16 protein-coding genes are annotated in these 17,247 nt (G+C 74.7%); 12 read left to right on the top strand and 4 right to left on the bottom strand.

Features of this window, described 5'->3' with window-relative positions; translation table 11 throughout:
* Nucleotides 1-103 precede the first annotated feature (103 nt).
* Complete coding sequence (sepH, locus tag MF672_RS27825; RefSeq protein ID WP_242375900.1) at nt 104-2,818, top strand: septation protein SepH; 2,715 nt, start codon at nt 104-106, stop codon at nt 2,816-2,818.
* 190 nt (nt 2,819-3,008) lie between these two features.
* Here the strand turns inward: sepH and MF672_RS27830 are convergent, their stop codons facing one another.
* Nucleotides 3,009-4,646 (bottom strand): PH domain-containing protein, encoded by a 1,638-nt coding sequence (locus tag MF672_RS27830; RefSeq protein ID WP_242375901.1) that lies wholly within the window; start codon nt 4,644-4,646, stop codon nt 3,009-3,011.
* A complete protein-coding gene (locus MF672_RS27835; protein WP_242375902.1) occupies nt 4,643-5,164 on the bottom strand; it encodes a PH domain-containing protein in 522 nt (173 codons plus the stop codon). Before MF672_RS27835 ends, MF672_RS27830 begins: the two co-directional genes overlap by 4 nt.
* Nucleotides 5,165-5,752: 588 nt before the next feature.
* Here MF672_RS27835 and MF672_RS27840 point away from each other — a divergent pair.
* The 8 genes from MF672_RS27840 to MF672_RS27875 all read left to right on the top strand — a co-directional run bounded on the left by MF672_RS27840 (nt 5,753) and on the right by MF672_RS27875 (nt 14,468).
* On the top strand, nt 5,753-6,322 hold the full coding sequence (locus MF672_RS27840; RefSeq protein ID WP_242375903.1) for a YbhB/YbcL family Raf kinase inhibitor-like protein: 570 nt from the start codon (nt 5,753-5,755) through the stop codon (nt 6,320-6,322).
* A 198-nt stretch (nt 6,323-6,520) separates the two neighbouring features.
* The gene (locus MF672_RS27845; protein WP_242375904.1) at nt 6,521-8,161 is read left to right on the top strand and encodes a hypothetical protein; all 1,641 of its coding nucleotides are present in this window, start codon (nt 6,521-6,523) and stop codon (nt 8,159-8,161) included.
* Between the two features lie 113 nt (nt 8,162-8,274).
* Entirely contained in the window at nt 8,275-10,536 is a 2,262-nt protein-coding gene (locus MF672_RS27850; protein ID WP_242375905.1) for a SulP family inorganic anion transporter, read from the top strand.
* Between the two features lie 5 nt (nt 10,537-10,541).
* Nucleotides 10,542-11,549 (top strand): NAD-dependent epimerase/dehydratase family protein, encoded by a 1,008-nt coding sequence (locus MF672_RS27855; protein ID WP_242375906.1) that lies wholly within the window; start codon nt 10,542-10,544, stop codon nt 11,547-11,549.
* A gap of 213 nt (nt 11,550-11,762) precedes the next feature.
* Nucleotides 11,763-12,308, top strand: coding sequence for a TetR/AcrR family transcriptional regulator (locus MF672_RS27860; RefSeq protein WP_242375907.1), 546 nt, complete (start codon nt 11,763-11,765; stop codon nt 12,306-12,308).
* A 28-nt stretch (nt 12,309-12,336) separates the two neighbouring features.
* On the top strand, nt 12,337-12,726 hold the full coding sequence (locus MF672_RS27865) for a tautomerase family protein (RefSeq protein ID WP_242375908.1): 390 nt from the start codon (nt 12,337-12,339) through the stop codon (nt 12,724-12,726).
* Nucleotides 12,727-12,860: 134 nt separating this feature from the next.
* On the top strand, nt 12,861-13,466 hold the full coding sequence (locus MF672_RS27870) for a dihydrofolate reductase family protein (protein ID WP_242375909.1): 606 nt from the start codon (nt 12,861-12,863) through the stop codon (nt 13,464-13,466).
* Nucleotides 13,467-13,538: 72 nt separating this feature from the next.
* Nucleotides 13,539-14,468 carry a serine hydrolase gene (locus MF672_RS27875; protein WP_242375910.1) on the top strand — a complete coding sequence of 310 codons (930 nt, stop codon included), beginning with the start codon at nt 13,539-13,541 and terminating at the stop codon, nt 14,466-14,468.
* On the opposite strand, the gene MF672_RS27880 is transcribed toward MF672_RS27875, so the two are convergent.
* Both MF672_RS27880 and MF672_RS27885 read right to left on the bottom strand, forming a co-directional pair.
* The gene (locus MF672_RS27880) at nt 14,457-14,954 is read right to left on the bottom strand and encodes an NUDIX domain-containing protein (protein ID WP_242375911.1); all 498 of its coding nucleotides are present in this window, start codon (nt 14,952-14,954) and stop codon (nt 14,457-14,459) included. The two genes, MF672_RS27875 and MF672_RS27880, sit on opposite strands and share 12 nt — an antisense overlap.
* Complete coding sequence (locus MF672_RS27885; protein ID WP_242375912.1) at nt 14,951-15,508, bottom strand: NUDIX domain-containing protein; 558 nt, start codon at nt 15,506-15,508, stop codon at nt 14,951-14,953. The genes MF672_RS27880 and MF672_RS27885 overlap by 4 nt, the downstream gene beginning before the upstream one ends.
* A gap of 17 nt (nt 15,509-15,525) precedes the next feature.
* On the opposite strand from MF672_RS27885, the gene MF672_RS27890 reads away from it, so the two are divergent.
* From MF672_RS27890 to MF672_RS27900, 3 genes are all read left to right on the top strand, one after another.
* Nucleotides 15,526-16,101, top strand: a complete 576-nt coding sequence (locus tag MF672_RS27890; protein ID WP_242375913.1) for a hypothetical protein — start codon at nt 15,526-15,528, stop codon at nt 16,099-16,101.
* Between the two features lie 105 nt (nt 16,102-16,206).
* Nucleotides 16,207-16,398 (top strand): hypothetical protein, encoded by a 192-nt coding sequence (locus MF672_RS27895; protein WP_242375914.1) that lies wholly within the window; start codon nt 16,207-16,209, stop codon nt 16,396-16,398.
* Between the two features lie 252 nt (nt 16,399-16,650).
* A complete protein-coding gene (locus MF672_RS27900; protein ID WP_242375915.1) occupies nt 16,651-17,151 on the top strand; it encodes a hypothetical protein in 501 nt (166 codons plus the stop codon).
* The last annotated feature ends 96 nt before the right edge of the window (nt 17,152-17,247 follow it).

A 17,247-nucleotide genomic window follows, 5' to 3' on the forward strand; every position in this document is an offset into this window, starting at 1 on the left:
GGCGATGTTCGGACATGCCGGGTACGGTGCTGGCAGGCAACCGGCACACGCGAGAGACTCAAGGGTCCGGGGGAAGAATGGCGACGCTGACGAAGGGACTCGCATGCAGGAGCTCCGACTCGTCGCGGTGAGTGAGGACGGCACCTACCTCGTGCTGGCTACGGCCGGACGGGGCACCCGCTTCACTCTTCCCGTGGACGACCGGCTCCGTGCTGCCGTCCGCGGCAACTTCTCCCGTCTCGGCCAGTACGAGATCGAAGTGGAGAGTCCGTTGCGCCCCAAGGAGATCCAGGCCCGCATCCGCGCCGGGGAGACCGCCGAGGAGATCGCGGCGACCGCCGGCATCCCCGTCGAGCGGGTGCGCTGGTTCGAGGGGCCGGTGCTGCAGGAGCGGGAGTACGTCGCCCAGCAGGCGCAGCGCGTCGCCGTGCGCATGCCAGGGGAGTCGGCTCCCGGCCCGACCCTCGGCGACCTCGTCGCCGAGCGGCTGACCAGGCGCGGCGTCCCCACCGACGAGATCGACTGGGACTCCGCCAAGCGCGACGACGGCCTGTGGCGGGTCAAGCTCGGCTACGTGTGGAACGGTCACACGCGGCACGCCGAATGGCTGTTCGACCCGCGCAAGCGGCACGTCACGCCGCACGACGACGAGGCCATGCGCCTGTCGGCCGCCGACTTCGACCCCGAGCCGCCGGTGGTGGAGGACACCACGGTGACGCCGTTCGCGCCGCGGGTGGCCAAGCTGCAGCCGGTGCCGCCGCTGGCGTCGGACGCGCTGCCGTTCCCGTCGGTGGTGCGGCGGGAGCCGGAGGAGCCCGCCGTCGGCTACAACCCTCCGCCCCGCACCTCCGACCCCGCCCTCCCCCGCGCCACCGACCCGGCCACCGCCCGCCCTGGCGAGCCCGCCCTGCCCCGCGCCACCGATCCCCGCGCCACCGATCCCCGCGCTGCCGATTCCCGCGCTGCCGATTCCCGCGGCGCCGATCCCCGCGCCACCGATTCCCGCGGCGCCGACTTCCGTGCCGCCGATCCCGGGGCGATCCGTCCCGGCGACTCCGGCCTGGGCCGCTCCGCCGACTCCGGCCTGGGCCGCTCCGGCGAGCCCGGCCTGGGCCGTTCCGGCGAGCCCGGCCCGCCCCGTTCCGGCGAGCCCGGCCTGCCCCGCACCGCCGACCCCGCCTCCCGCGACCAGTCGTCCTCGCCTGCCCGCGAGCAGTCCTCGCCGGGCCGCGACGCCTACCGCCCGGACACTCCCGCTCGCGAGACGGGCCTCAGCCGCCCCGGCGACCCGTCGTCCCGCCGCAGCGGCCCTTCGCCGTGGCTGCCCGACTTCAGCTCGGGCCGCCCCGCCGACCGCGACAACGACGCCATCTACGCTCCCGCCTCCCGTCCCACGCCGCCGTCCGCTCCTGACACCCGCCACGCTCAGGAGCCGCCCACGTCGTCCGCGCCTACGCTGCCGCCCCAGCCCACCTCCCCCGCCCAGCCCCCCGAGCCCGCCCGGCCCGAGCCCCCGGCGGCACCCACCCGGCTCACGCAGGACACCGCGCCCGCGCAGGACACCGCGCCCGCTGCGGATGCCCCGCGCACGCAGGACAGCGCGCCCGCTCAGGCCGCTCCGGCTGCCCAGGCACCCGCCTCAGACGAGCCGCTGGTGCGCGCCGACGCCACACCCGCAGCCACCGCCGAAGCGCCTGCCACCACCACGCCGGCCCAGGCCGCCGCGACGACGTCCACCACACTCGAAGCCAGGACCGCCGACCCCGCAACGGCAGAGACGCCCAAGCCGACGGCGGAGACCGCCCCTGCCACAGCGGCGACCTCCGCCACGACGGCGGCTCCCGCTCCGGCGGCGACTCCCGCTGCGCAGACGCCTCCCGTCGTCGCGGAAACGGCTCCCCCGGCGGAGACAGCGCCCACCACGGTGCCCGCTCCCGCCTCGGCGACTGCTCCTGCCTCCGACGATCCGAAGGCCGAAGCGCCCGCCGCCGCAAAGGAGCCCGCCCCCCAAGCCGAGCAGCCCCAGGCGAACGCACCTCAGGCTCCCATCACGCCCGAGCCCACCACGCCCGAGCCGAGCACGCCCGAAGCAAGCACCCCTGAGGCGAGCACCCCTGAGGCCACCGCCTCTAAGGCGCCCGCCTCTGACGCCACCGCCCCTGACGCCACCGCGCCTGACGCCACCGTGCCTCAGGCCACCACGCCCGAGGGGAGCACCCCTGAGCCCGCCACACCTGCGGCGAGCACCTCTGGGGTGAGCACGTCTGAGACCGCCACGCCCGGGACCGCCACACCTGCGGCCGCCCCGCCTGCGGCCGCCCCACCAGCGGCGAGCACACCTCAGCCGAGCGCGCCCGAGCCCAGCGCCGCCCAGACCAGCACGCCTGAGCCCGCCCGGCCTCCGGCAGAGCAGCCCAAGCCGGAGTCGACCAAGGCCGAAGAGCCCAGGACCGAGGAGCCCAGGACCGAGGAGCCCAAGGCCGAGGAGCCCGAGCCGGAGCCGACCCAGGCCGAGCAGCCCGAGCCCCAGCAACCCGAGGCCGAGCAGCCCGAGGCCGAGCGGGAGGTGGCGGCTGAGCCGGAGGCGGTCAAGCCCAAGCCTCCGGCGCCCAAGCCCAAGCCGGCCCCCGGCGTCGAGCCCAAGGTGCCGCCCGCGCGCCCGGGCGGCGGCAAGGAGGCCAAAGAGGAGCCGCCCGTACCGGTGCCGTCGCCCCCGCCCGCGCCGGCCGCCCGCCAGGCGCGCAAGGGCTCCCGTGGCCGCCGCGCCTCGGTCCCGACGTGGGACGAGATCATGTTCGGCGCCCGCCGCCAGGACTGACCCAGCCCCGCCAGGACGGCACACGACCCGGCGGCACGGAGCAGAGCGCCGCCGCCCGAGCCTGCGGCCGAGGCGCCGAGAGGGCGACCCCCGGCCACCGAGCCCACGCCGCCCGGCTGACTGCGCCACCACGCGCTTGGCTGACCCACGTCACCACCCGCCCGGCTGGGCCAGGTCACCAGCCGCCCCGCTACGACTCCTCAGGCGACGCCGGCGCGCCGAGGAAGGGGATGAGCCACTCCGGCGTCACCTCGGCGGGGAACGCCACGCCCTCCGCCTCGGACACGTCGATCGCCTCGTAGCCGCCGGTGCCCGCCCCCACCCCGGCGATCAACGTGAGCACCCCGGCCCGCCGCTGGAACCAGGTCTGCCGCAGCCGCCACCCCACCACCGCGCGCCGTTCGACGACGGCCTGGGCGCGCCGCAGCGACCCCGACCGCACGCTGAGCCGCACCCCGTCGTAGCCGTGCCCCAGCGACGCGTACCGGTCCAGACCCAGCGGCACCCCGGCGCAGGCGAGCAGCAGCGCGACCACGAACAGGACCCACCAGAGCATCATCCCGGTCGTCACCGCCGCCACGCCGCTCAGCAGCGTCACCACCGCCCAGGGGAAGACGGCGCGGAAGAGGCGGCGGTTGCGGGCCACGGGCGGGTGGCTGCGCAGGACGGCGTCGTACGGCCCGACGGCCTCGCCGGTCACCGCCAGCGCGAACGGCCGCGGCACGTCGGGCAGGAGCTGGCCGCGGGTCCGGGAGTCGCCGAGCCCCGTCACGATGGCCCAGGCGCGGACGACGCCCGCCCACCGCTCGGCCAGCCCGTCCACGAGCTCGTAGCCGCGCACCCGCTGGGACTCCAGCGACACGCTGCGCCGGTTGACGAGCCCGCGCTCGGCCACGAGGTAGCCGTCGCGCCGCTTGAGCACGAAGTCCCAGTTGAAGATCACGTACATGACCCCGCCGAGCACCGGCATCGCCAGGACGAGCAGCACCGCCGCGATCAGCAGCAGGTAGGGCCGCTCCCAGAGCCACTGCCCGGCGTGCCAGGCGGCGTCCTGGCCGAAGCCCAGCTCGTCGCCCCACTGGAAGGCCAGCCCCACAGCGCCGCCCGCCAGCGCGAACGGGGTGAGCAGGTACGCCCCCGACAGCGGCCCGTACAGCAGCCACCGCTTCGGCACCCTGGCGATCGGCCGCTCGACTGCGGCGTGCGGGACGGGCCCGGCGGCGGCCCGCGCCGGGGTGGCGGCGCGGCGCAGCAGGACGGCCTTGAGCCGTTCGGCCTCGGTGAGGGTCACGCCGTCGAGCTCGGCCTCCTCCTTGCCGCCGCTCGCCCCGGTGTCGATCTTGAGTACGGCGAGGCCGAGCAGCCGGTGCATGGGCGGCGTGGAGACGTCGACGCCGCGGATCCGCTCCAGCGGGATCGTGCGGACGGACCGGCTGATGAACGCTCGCTTGGTCTCCAGGCGGTCGCCGGCGATCTGGTACGTGAAGGTGGCCCAGCGGATGACCGCGAACAGCACGGTGCCGACGACGCCGAAGGCCGCCCAGGCGTACGACCTGGGCGAGAAGCCGCCCGCGAACAGCACGCCCACCAGCGGGAGGAGGAGCGAGGGCAGCATCCGTACCGGGTCGATGAGCAGCACCTTCGGGCTCAGCCGCAACGGCACCGGGAGCACGCCGGGCCCGTAGGGCGCCGGCGGCCGGCCGTACGGCCCCTGCGGGGGTGGCAGCGGGCCAGGCGGCGGGCCGGGCATCGGGCCAGGCATCGGGCCAGGCGGCGCGGCGGGGTCCGGGGGGCCGGCGGCGGGGTGGTGGGGCCGGGGGTCGGTCATGTGGCGTCGTCCCTCAGGGCCTCGGCCCGGTGCGCGAGCTGCTCGGCGAGCCCCGCCGCCACCGCCTGGTCCAGCCCCTGGATGGTGGACGACCCGGCGTGGGAGGCGGTGCGGATCTCCAGGGTGGCCAGCCCGAGCAGCCGCTCGAACCACCCTTGCCCCTTGTCGACGGTCTGGATGCGGCTCACGGGCACGAAGACCCACTCCCTGGTCAGGAACCCCGACCTGGCGTACACGACGTCCCCGGACAGCTCCCAGCGGTGCACGGCGTAGCGCACGAACGGCTCGGCCGCGAGGAACGGCAGCCCCAGCACCACGACCGCGGCGGGCAGCAGCCACGAGTGGCCGGCGAACCAGCCGGGCACCCACGACCACCCGCTCCCGCCCACCCACCGCGCCACCAGCAGCGAGCCGCCCAGGAGCAGCACGAATGCCACCAGCGCCTGGAGCAGCCACAGGCGCACGGCCTTGGGCGAGACACGGTTGACCGGATCGCGGAGCGGGCCTGTCGACGTCACAAGCCCAGCTTAGGACCGAAGGCGCCGCGCCGTCGGGCCGGTAAAGATCATTGATCGGCCCGGCGTGTCCGCCCGCCCGTCAGCGGGGCCGGTGCCATGCTCGGTGGCGGCCCGGCCGCAGGCTGTCGTGTCAGGCCGATGTCGGCGGCGCCACGTTCGTGCCAGCCAGGCCGCGGGCCAGCGCGAGACCGCACCGAAGCGCGATCGCCCCCACGTGACGTGGCAGCCGCCGTCCACGGCCCGCACGTCCTCGTCCCTGAGGGACAGGATCCGCGCGGGCCGCCCTGATACCCCGTCCGCCCCTCTCGCCGCAGCTGATTTTCGCGTCCCGCGCCGTCCGAAAACGATGCCCGTTTTGTGACGCGCGCATATGAGTTCTCACGCCCCGCCCCCCGCCTGCGGTCCCATGGCCCGGTAAGGGTCCTTCCCCATGCCGGGATACGGGCCGGGGGTTGCTACGGGAGGGGCGGATGTGGCGAACTTCACTCCCCGGATGCCGTGGTTCTGGCCGGTTTCGGTTCCTTTACCGGCCGCCGACCATCGAGAAACGGTCTGCGCATCGCCGGGAGCCGCGTAGCATCGTCCGGCATGGGGCTGTGTAACACCGCATCGCGCCTGCGACGCATCGCCGTCAGCGTGACGGCTGTGACCGCGGCGTTCGCGTTGACGGGTTGCGGCAGCCTCATCGGACGATCTCAGGCCAAGGACATCGCGGAGATCAACGTCTCGAGCCCGGAGCTGCGCGACGGCAAACCGCTGCCGCGCGACTACTCCTGCCAGGGCAACCAGGGCAGCCCGCCGCTGCGCTGGTCGAGTCAGCCGCTGTCCGAGGCGAAGTCGATCGCCATCGTGGTCGACTCGCACACCTCGTCGGATGCCGCAGTGCACTGGGTGCTCTACAACATCCCGGCGACAACGACCGAGCTGGGCCCCAACGCCGCCGCCGACCCTCCCGAGGGCAGCGGGCAGGCGACGGCGACCAGCGGCAAAGTGGGGTACGACCCCCCATGCAGGACGCCGGGGAGCTACCGCTTCACGGTCTACACCTTGGACGGCAAGGTCGATCCGCACAAGGGGAGCACCCTCCCCGAGATCCTCAAACAGATCGCGGACCAGACCATCGCCCGCGGCCGGCTGACGGCGGTCGACATCGAGTGATGAGGCGAACACTGCTGGTATTAGGGTGTACCAATTCTTCACGTAGGGTGTGACAACGCTCATAGTGGTCCGACACAATCAGATCCAATTGTTAGGCATTGGTGATCAAAGGGGGCAGATCGCGTCGATGGCCGCGCGATCTCACCGATGCCAGAGGGAGGCCATGGCTTTGAGGGTGGTGCAATGACAGCGGTCGTCGTGAGCTTGGTCGCTATCGTGCTCCTCGTGCTCGTCGTCGTGGCACTGGGCATGCGTTCGATGAGCAGGCGGGAGAGTTCCTTGCCTCCTGAGCGGCTGAAGGAGATGGCCGAGAAGGAGGAGAAGACCCATGCGCGCTCCACGGACGAATTCGCGTCCCACGAGCCGCGGATGGCCAATTTCAGCCCCGACTTCAGCCCCATAGACGCGCCGAAGCAGCCCAAGCCGGTACGCACCGGCCAGCGCGGCAAGCGCGGCGTGGACGAATGGGGCAACCCCGTCAACGACGATGACGACGAGGAGTTCTGGGCCAACATCCGCAGTGACGCGGAGCAGGGCGGCTTCGGCGCCGGAGGCACCGTGGCGGCCAGGAAGGCCGCGTCCCGCCCGGAAGGACGGCCCGAAGGACGCCCTGAAGGACGGCCCGAGGGACGGCCGGAAGGACGGCCCGCCGAGCGGCAGCCGCAGCGCGCCGCCGACCGTCCCGGCCGCAAGGACCGCGCCGCCGAGCGCCCGTCCGAGCGCCCCGCCGACCGCCCCGCCGACCGCCCCGCCGAGCGGCCCACTGAGCGCCCCGGCGAACGGCGCAGCGAGCGCAAGGCCAAGCCGAAGCCCGTCGCCGCGTCCGTCGACCCCAACGCCGCCACCGTCCAGGCCCCCCTCCCGCAGCGCCCGGTGGCCAACGCGGCCCCCAGCGGCGCCGCCAACCTCGCCGACCTCGTCGAGCCCGCCCGGCGCACTCCCTCCCAGGCCGAGCTCGCCGAGCAGCGCACGATGACGTTCGCCGCCCCGACGCCCGACGTGATGAGCATCCTCGGCGCGGGCGCGCAGCCGGTGCCCGCCTCCCGGCCCGAGCCGTCCCCGGCGCCCCGCTCCGGGTCCCGTGCGGGGTCCCGCTCCGCGTCCCGGGCGCAGCCGGCCGCGGCCGCGGGCGGCTCCTACCCGAACGGCTCCCCCGCCGGCGCGCATCCCGGCAGCGGCTCGTTCCCGGCCATCTCCACCAACAGCAGCGGCTCGTTCCCCGCCGCCTCCCCGACCTCCAGCGGCTCGTTCCCCATCGCGCCGCCGTCGCCCATCCACGGCGCGCCGACCAGCGACCCGTTCCCCGCCTACAACGGCGGGGGCGACGCCCTGGAGACCACCTGGGCCACCCCGGCGCCCAGCGTGTCCGGTTCCTGGCCGGCCGCGCCGGTGGCCGACATCCTGGACGACCCGGCCCCGGCGCCCTCCTACCCCGGCCCGGCGAGCTCCTGGCCGGCGTTCGAGCAGCCCGCGGGCCGCGACTCCTACCCCGCCACGTACGAGGTGCGCCCCGGCTGGGCGGTCGCCGACGACTCCGACCCGGTGACCGGCCCGACGCCCGCCGCCGGCACCCCGACGTTGCCCAACCGCGCGGTCTCGGCCGGCGACTACCCGGGCGTGCGATCGGTCCCGACGCCGCCCGCCCCGTCGTCGTACCCGGCGTACGAGACCGGCGACATCACCACCGCGCCCGCCTCCGCCTGGCCCGCGCCGCCCGTCGCGAACGGCGACCGGTCGCCGTGGCCCGGCTACGGTGAGCAGCCCGAGACCGGCCCCGCAGAAGGCGCCGGCCGCCGGCGGCGCTCGGAGCAGGACTACCCGCACGACTACTACCGGTGATCGCCCCCGGCGGCCGGGCGCAGCTCGCCAGGCCGTCGGCGGTCCCCATAAGTGGGTAAAACCCGCGTCACGCCCACCCAAAGCGCGGAAGGCGGAGCACTAGGGTTTGCTCCATGTTCCGCGACACGCTCAGTAGTCGGCTGAGCACCCTCCGGCACGACGTGCCGGCCTCGCTCGTGGTGTCCCTGGTCGCGGTGCCCCTCTCCCTGGGCATCGCGATGGCCTCGGGCGCGCCGCTCGCCGCCGGGCTGATCGCCGCGGTGGCCGGCGGGATCGTCGCGGGGGCGCTGGGCGGCTCGGCGGTGCAGGTGAGCGGGCCGGCGGCGGGGCTGTCGGTGGTGGTCGTCAACCTGGTGCTGACGTACGGGTGGCGCGCCACCTGCATGATCACGCTCTTGGCCGGTGCGGTGCAGCTCGTGCTGGGCGTGCTGAAGGCCGCCAGGGCGGCGCTCGCGCTCTCGCCGGGCCTCGTCCACGGCATGCTGGCGGCGGTGGGGGTGACCGTCGCGCTGGCGCAGCTCCACGTGGTGCTGGGCGGCGTCCCGCGGCGGTCGGCCGTCGCCGACCTGATCGAGCTGCCCGGCCTGCTCGCCGGTCTGCTCGCCGGTCTGCACGGTGACAAGGTGCTGACCGGGCTCCTGACGATCGCGGTACTGGCGGTCTGGACGCGGCTGCCCAGGCGGGCCAGAACGGTCCCGGCGCCGCTGGCGGCGCTGCTGGTGGCCGCGGGCACGGCGTGGCTGCTCGACTGGGACGTCACCCGCGTGACCCTGTCCGGCGGCGCCGAGTGGGCGTTCCCGGTGCTGCCGCAGGGCGACTGGCACCTCGTGGTGGCCGCGGTGCTGCTGGTGGCGCTGCTGGCCGGCGGCGAGTCGCTGCTGTGCTGCGTGGCCCTGGACGAACGGCGCGGCCGGGGCCGGCCCGCCGACCTCGACCAGGAGCTGACCGGCCAGGGCGTGGCCAACATGGTGTCGGGCGCGCTCGGCGGCCTCCCGGTGGCCGGGACGGTCATGACCGGCGCCGCGAACGTGGCGGCGGGCGCCCGCACCCGCTGCGCGGCGATGCTGCACGGCGGGTGGGTGCTGCTGTTCGCGCTGGGCTTCGGCTGGGCGGTCCCGCTGGTCCCGGTGGAGGCGCTGGCGGCGCTGCTGGTCTGCGCGGGCGTGCAGCTGGTGAACCTGGGCCACGTCAGGAAGGTGCACGGCCGCGGCGAGGTCCCCGTGTACGCGGCGACGCTGGCCGCCGTGCTCCTGCTCGGCCTGACCGAGGGCGTGCTGGCCGGGCTCGCGCTGGCCGCGTTGCTGGCGCTGCGCCGGCTGACCTGGGTGACCGTGCTGAAGCGGGCCGGCGGGAACGGCCGGCTGCAGGTGACGGTGTCGGGGTCGCTGACGTTCCTCGGCGTGCCGCGGCTGACCCGCGAGCTGCGGACGATCCCGGCGGGCACGCCGGTGGAGCTCGACCTGCACATCGGCTTCATGGACCACGCCGCCTTCGAGGCGCTGCACTCCTGGCGGCTGGCGCACGAGCGGATGGGCGGCACCGTCGAGGTCGACGAGCCGCACGACGAGTGGTACGCGCTGGCGACCGGCGGCGCGCGGCCCGGCCCGGCGAAGCCGCCGCCGGCGGAGCCGGGGCGCTGGCGGCTGTCGTGGTACCAGCGCCGCCGCCGTCCGGCGCGCCGCCCGGCGCCCGCCATCGCGAACGGCGGCTCCGTCCAGGTGGAGTGCCGGCTCACGGCGGGGCCGCGCGAGCACCACCGGCGCGCCGCCCCGCCGGTGCGGCCCGTCCTCACCGAGCCGGCCCCCAGGCCGCAGCCGACGCACCTGTTCATCACCTGCGCCGACTCGCGGATCGTGCCGGCCCTGATCACCGGCAGCGCCCCCGGCGAGCTGCTCACGGTGCGCAACATCGGCAACCTGGTGCCGCGCCGCGGCTCCGAGCCGAGCGACGACTCGGTGGTGGCCGCCATCGAGTACGCCACGCAGGTGCTGGGCGTGCACACGATCACCGTGTGCGGCCACTCGGGCTGCGGCGCGATGGCGGGGGTGCTGAGCGGCGGGGTGCGCGCGGGCAGCCTGCCGGGGCTGCGGCGCTGGCTGCGGCACGGCCACCACAGCCTGGCCAGGTTCATCGAGACCGAGGGCGACCGGCTGCACGGCGGCGCGCTGGACGTGTTGTGCCGGGTCAACGTGCAGCAGCAGCTGGAGAACCTGCGGACGTACCGGAAGGTGGACGAGCAGGTCAGGGCGGGGAAGCTGGAGCTGGTGGGGCTGTACTTCGACGTCGCGACGGCGCGGGCGCACCCGGTGCCCCCGTTGCGCGCTACGCCCTTGGTGAAGACGGCCGATGGCAGGGTGCGCACCGGCGAAGAATGAGCTGCATGAAGATTCTTGTCATCGGAGGTTCGGGGTTCCTGGGGCGTGCCGTCGTGGAGGAGGCGCTGGCCCGGGGGCATGAGGTCACGACGTTCAACAGGGGGCGCAGCGGCCCCGACGTGCCGGGGGTGGAGGCCGTGCGCGGCGACCGCGAGTCGTCCGCCGACCTGGAGCGGCTGGCCGAGGGGCGGTCGTGGGACTTCGTGGTCGACACCTCGGGCTACGTGCCGCGGGTGGTGGGCGCGTCGGCTCGGGCGCTGTCCGGGCACGCTGGGGGCTACGCGTTCGTCTCGACGATCTCGGCCCTGGCCGGGTTCCCCGCCGAGCCCGCCACCGAGAGCACCGGCCTGTGGCCCTGCCCGCCCGACGCCGGCCCTGACGACGGCGACTACGGCGTGCTGAAGGCGGGCTGCGAGCGGGCGGTCGAGGAGGGCTTCGACGGCAAGGTGCTGATCGTCCAGCCGGGCATCATCCTGGGCCCGTACGAGGACGTCGCCCGGCTGCCGTGGTGGCTGACCAGGATCGCGCGGGGCGGCAGGGTGCTGGCGCCGGGCGACCCCGGCGCGCCGCTGCAGTTCGTCGACGCCCGCGATCTGGCGATCTTCACGCTCGACCAGGCCGAGCGCGGCGTGGCCGACCGGTTCCTGGTGACGGGGCCGGTGGGGCAGACCACGTTCGGCGAGTGGCTGGCGGCGTGCAAGGAGGCCACCGGGTCCGACGCGGAGCTCGTGTGGGTGGACGACACGTTCCTGGCCGAGCAGGGCGCGGGCACGTTCGTGGAGCTGCCGCTGTGGGGCGGCCCGCCGGCGCCGGGCCACGACCACTTCTGGAGCGTCCCGACGGACCAGGCGCGGGCCGCCGGGCTGCGCGTCCGCCCGGTGGCCGAGACGGTGCGCGACACGTGGGCGTGGCTGCGCGAGATCCCGGAGGAGCGGCGCCGTTTCGGCGCGCACGGCATCGCGCCGGAGAAGGAGGAGGCGATCCTCGCGGCGTGGGAGGCCCGTTCCGCGTGAGCGATTCGCGTGGTCCTTCTGCGTAATCCTTCACAGACCGGGCGGCGCGGGCGGCGTTAGGGTCGCGGTACCGCGAGATACTCCCGGTGCCCACGGCGCATCTCGCGGCGCCGGTCCTGACTCCCAGGGGCCGGAGGGGCGGAGGCGGCGGACGCCTCCGCCCCTCTCTCGTTGCACGCTGTACCTACTAGTATGTACGATCGGTTCGTGGACATGAGGGAACGACTGATCGAGAGCACCCGCGAGCTGCTGTGGGAGCGCGGCTACGTGGGCACCTCGCCCAAGGCCATCCAGCAGCGCTCCGGCGCGGGCCAGGGCAGCATGTACCACCACTTCCGCGGCAAGCCCGACCTCGCGCTGGCCGCGATCGAACGCAGCGCCGCCGAGCTGTGCGAGCGCGCCGAGCAGGAGCTGTCCGGGCCTGGCGGCCCGCTGGAGCGGGTGACCGCCTACCTGCGGCGCGAGCGGGCGGCGCTGCGCGGCTGCCCGGTCGGCCGGCTCACGCAGGACCCGGACGTGATGGCCGACCCCGCGCTGCGCCGTCCGGTCGAGGACGCCTTCGCCCGCACCCGGGCCCGCCTGGCCGGCGTCCTCACCGAGGCCCAGGCGGCGGGCGAGCTGCGGGCCGGGCTCGACCCGGCCGCGACGGCGGCCGCGCTGATCGCCGCGTTGCAGGGCGCGTACGTGCTGGCCCTCGCCGCCGGCGACGCCGGCGTCTACCGGCAGGCCGTCGAGGGCGCCCTCGGCCTGCTCACCTGACCCGAACCCACCGAGAGGACGACACACCATGCCCTTCGTACGCATCGACGCGATCCACGCCGACGAGCACCGGCTGGAGGCCCTGGGCCGAGCCGTGCACGACGCCCTGGTCGAGGCCATCGGCATCCCGGACGACGACCTGTTCCAGGTGCTCACCGCCGGCGGCCCCGGCCGGCTGTTCCGCTACGACCCCGGCTACCTCGGCGTGCAGCGCGACGACGACCTCGTGTTCGTCTCGATCACCCTGCGCTCGGGCCGCACCCCGCAGCAGAAGCAGGCCCTCTACCGCCGGATCGCCGAGCTCGCCGCCGCCTACGCCGGCACCGAGCCGCGCAACGTCTTCGTCTCGCTGCAGGAGAACGAGCTCGTCGACTGGTCCTTCGGCGAGGGCGTGGCCCAGTACGTGGTCAACGCGTGACCCCGGCCGCGAGGCCGCATCGGCGCGATCGCCGGAAATTCCTCCGCCCGGACGTGTAGAGGACGCGCCCCCGGCTCCGACCCCTTGCCGAAGCGGCGCGCACGCGCCGGAACCAACGGCAAGGAGAACCCGGAATGAGCGGCAAGGTCACCTGCGACATGGCGATGTCCCTCGACGGCTTCGTGGCGGGCCCGCACCAGAGCCTGGACGAGCCGTTCGGCGAAGGCGTGGACGGCCGCCTGCACCGCTGGATGTTCGAGGAGCCGGAGGCGCACGCCGCCGTGATCGAGAGCATCACCGACGCCGGGGCCTTCATCATGGGCCGTAACATGTTCGGCCCCGGCCGCGGCGCGTGGGACCTCGGCTGGACCGGCTGGTGGGGCGAGGAGCCGCCGTACCACGCCCCGGTCTTCGTCCTCACCCACCACCCGCGCGAACCGCTGACGATGAAGGGCGGGACGACGTTCACCTTCGTCACCGACGGCGTCGCGGCCGCCATGGAACGGGCGCGCGCGGCGGCGGGCGACCGGCCGGTGGCCGTCGCGGGCGGCGCGCACACCGTCAACCAGTGCCTGGCGGCCGGGCTGATCGACGAGCTGCGCCTGCACGTCGCGCCCGTCCTCCTCGGCCAAGGGGAACGGCTGCTCGCCGGCGCCGGGAACCTCGACCTCGAACCGGTCGGCCGGCCCACGGGCACCGCTCTCGTCACGCACCTCACGTACCGGCTGCCTCGCCGCTAACAGCGCGGAAACACCCGTACCGGGATGCTGCCTGCCATGTCCTTTCAGGCCCCGTCCCGTCACGGGTGAGCCGTGTCCCCTCCTGCGGGAAGGCGAAGGCTCGCCGCGCTGCGCACGCTGACGGCCGCGGTCGTGCCGCTGGTCGTGCTCACCGCGTCCAGCGGACCCACCACCCTGCCCGATGTTGTGCCCGTCCCCCGCCCGTCCCCTCTCACCCTGACCACGACCCCGCTGCCCGCGCCGGCCGCCGCCGACGAACCGTCCTCCCATGGGCGGAAGTCCCCCACGTCGTACCGCCGAGCCCTGACCAAGGCGCTCGACCGGCGCCTGGGCGCCATGCCCGGCCGGCTGTCGGTGTCGGTCCGCGACCTGTCCACAGGCCGGTCCTTCACCTACAACCGCGCGCTCAGGACGGCCACGGCCAGCATCGTCAAGGCGAACCTGGTGATGGCGCTGCTGCTCAAGGCCCAGCGGCGGCACCGCGGGCTGCTCGCGTGGGAGCGGCGGGCGGCGGCCCGGGCGATCAAGGTCAGCGACAACGCGGCCGCCTCGGCCCTGTGGACGGCGATCGGCGGCGGCGCCGGCCTCGCCGCCGCGGACCGGCGGCTCGGGCTGCGCGAGACCCGTCCCGGACCGGGCGGCGCCTGGGGCTCCACCACCACGAGCGCCGCCGACCAGGTCCGCCTCCTGGCCGCGCTCACCTCCTCCCTCAGCCCCCTGTCGGCCGCGAACCGCCGCTACCTGCTCGGCCTGATGCGGCACGTGACCCCGGAACAGGCGTGGGGCGTCAGCGCGTCAGGCGGTCACGGCACGGCGCTGAAGAACGGCTGGCTGCCGCGCGAACGCGACGGCGGCCGGTGGACGGTCAACAGCATCGGACGGGTGCGGCACCGGGGGCACACGTACCTGATCGCCGTCCTGTCCGACCGGCACACCAGCCTGCGGGCCGGCGTCCAGGCCGTGGAGGACGTCACCCGCCTGGTGACCCGCTCACTCCGGTGAGCTGCGACAGTACGCGGCCAGCACCCGCGTGTGCGACGGGAACGCCAGCTCGCACGGCCCGTCGACCAGCAGCCACTCCGACGTCTCGGCCGTGGCCGTCACCGGCGGCAGCGCGCCGGCGTCCACCCGCGGCCCGACGCCGAAGACGAGCAACGTCCCGTCGGGTGCGCTGATCACGTCGAACAGCCGCACCCGGGCCGCGTCCACCACCACCCCGGTCTCCTCGCGCAGCTCCCGCGCCGCCGCCTCCTGCCACGACTCGCCGAGGTCGACGAAGCCGCCAGGCAGGGCCAGCAGCCCGCGGTGCGGCTCGACCGCGCGCCGCACCACCAGCACCCGCCCGCCGGAGACCGGCAGCACGAGCACGGCGACCGGCAGCGGGTTGAGGTAGCTGGTGTTGCCGCACCCGGCGCAGGTGCGCGGCCAGGGCTGCCCGGGCGCGAAGGCCGTCCCGCAGAACGAGCAGTGCGCGTTCCTGGCCGTCACGACAGGGCCGCCAGGAGCTTGCCGGCGAAGCGGTGCATGTGGGGGTCCAGCCGGTCAAGGGGCTCGTCGAGGGTCCGCCGGGGCGAGAGCCACCGGATGCCGGCGAACTCCCGCCGGTCGTAGCTGGTGATCGCCTCGACCTCCAGGACGTACCAGAGCGAGACGTCGGTGTGCGGGCTGGGGCCGCGGGTCCTGGTGGAGGTGAGGAAGAACGGCCGGGGGCCGGTGAGCGGGCTCGGGACGGCGGCGGTGTGCAGCTCCTCCTGGCACTCGCGCACGACGGTGTCCCAGGGGTCCTCGTCCGGCTCGACGTGCCCGCCGCTGGGCAGCCACAGCCCGGACTTGCGGTGGTGCACCAGGAGCAGGTCGCCCTCGCCGTCGAGCGCCACGAAATAGCTCACCAGGTGCGGGTCGGGGATGTCGGGTCTCCTGGTCCGGTACAGCGGCGCGCCGCCGGCGATCCAGGCCGACACGTCGGCGACGTGCCCGGCCTCCGTCCCGTCCCAGGGGCTGATGTCCTGGATCTGCCGCAACAAGCTCGTACGCGCGGACATGAGCAAGAATCTACAGCGTGACCGCCGCAGACCCGGCCGCGCGGTACCGCGCCCTCCTCGACCTCGCCTGCCGGCTGGAGGAGGAGGGCGTGAGCAGCCCGGCCACCCGCGAGCTCCTGCGGCGCCCCGCCGCCGACCTGTCCCCGGCCGACGTGACCCGCCTGTCCCGGAGCGTCATCCGCGAGACGGGCGCCGAGCCGGCCTTCGCCCTCGACCCCGCCCTGTGGACGACCCTGGAGCAGGCCCTGGAGCTGGTGGAGCGCGACCTGCGCGCCTCGGGCGTGGACGGGCCGCTCCGCCTGGTCGTGCACGGCTGGAGCGGCCGCGACGAGGCCTGGGTGGAGTTCCGGGGCGGCTCCCAGGGCAACGGCATCCCGCCCGCCGAGGGCGGTGACGCCCGGCGGGCGGCGGCCGCCGTGGCCGAGGCCGCCCAGGAGGCGGTCATGGAGACGACCTGGCGGGCCTGGCCGGTCTGTCCCGCGCACGACCTCGGCCTGCACGTCGGCCAGGAGCGGGGCGTCCCGGTCTGGCGGTGCTCCGGCGACGGCGCCCACACCGTCGCCCCGATCGGCGCGCTTCCCGGCCCGGAGTAGCGGACCGGCAGGCGTCCTCCCATGTCAGACCATAGATGGGCATGACTTCGGCAAGGCGCGTCGTCGTTCCGGGAGCCCCGATCACGCCGCTGTACGCTCCCCGGCATGGCGTTCGTAATCCCAGAGATCAAGGTCGGCCTGGCCGAGTTCGGCGGCGGCCAGGCCGCCTGGTGCGCGAAGTGCGGCAAACGCGCGACCCTGTACATCGTCGACTCGGCCAGCGGGAGCCCCGTCTACGCCTGCACCGAGCACGTCGGCGCCGAGATCGAGGCCATGCTCCTGCACTCCGCCGACTGACCTCCTCCCGCGCGCCGCCGCCGGCCAGGGGCTCGGCCCTGCGAAGCATCGGCGACCGGGACGGCAGGCCCGCCTGGATGCACGACCTGCTCCCGGACACCGGCCGCGCGGCAGGCGTTCTTGCGGTCCCGGCCCAGCCGGGAAGCGGCCTGCCCCGCCCTGGGGGCGTTCAGGGTGCGCAGGCAGGTGAGTTGCCGGCATCGGCCGAATGATCGCCTGTACGGGCACGGATCGACCATTCATACTGGGCGGGTGGATGCCATCGGCTTACGCGCGTCGTTGCCGCTTCACCCCGAGGAGAAGGTCTTGTGGGCCGGCGCGCCGAGCAAGCACCGGCCGCCACCCGTCGGCGCCGGTCTGCTGATTCCGTTAGGAATGGCCGTGCTCGGGGTGGTCGGAATGGGGCCGGTGCTGATGGCCGGCTTCGATCCGTTCCTGACGGTCTTCTTCATCGTCTGGGAAGGCATCGCGCTCAGCAGCGGCCCGATACCGTGGTTGCGCACGTGGCTGAGGGGCCGGAGCCTGCGTTACACCGTGACCGACCGCAGGATTCTCCTCACTTGGGGAGACCGGGATCCGCAGTGGACGAGCTACGAGTACGGGCAACTTGGGCCGCCTATGGCCGTTCGCCGAGGCGTCCGGATGGAATGGCTGAGGCAGCCGGGCAAGTCGGTGGAGCTGCACGATATTCCCGATGACCCGGTGATCGTGCGCGAGCTGATCACTCGGGCGCGGGCCAAGCTTCTGGGTTGACCCACCCCCGGTTGTCGAGAGCGTCACCAGCTTCGGCGAGCTGGTCTGCTAAGGCTCCCCCTGGGAGGTGGTAGGCGGCGGCGTTGCCGAGAGGGC

The sequence above is a fragment of the Actinomadura luzonensis genome, assembly GCF_022664455.2.
In the GTDB taxonomy this organism is placed as follows: Bacteria; Actinomycetota; Actinomycetes; order Streptosporangiales; family Streptosporangiaceae; genus Nonomuraea; species Nonomuraea luzonensis.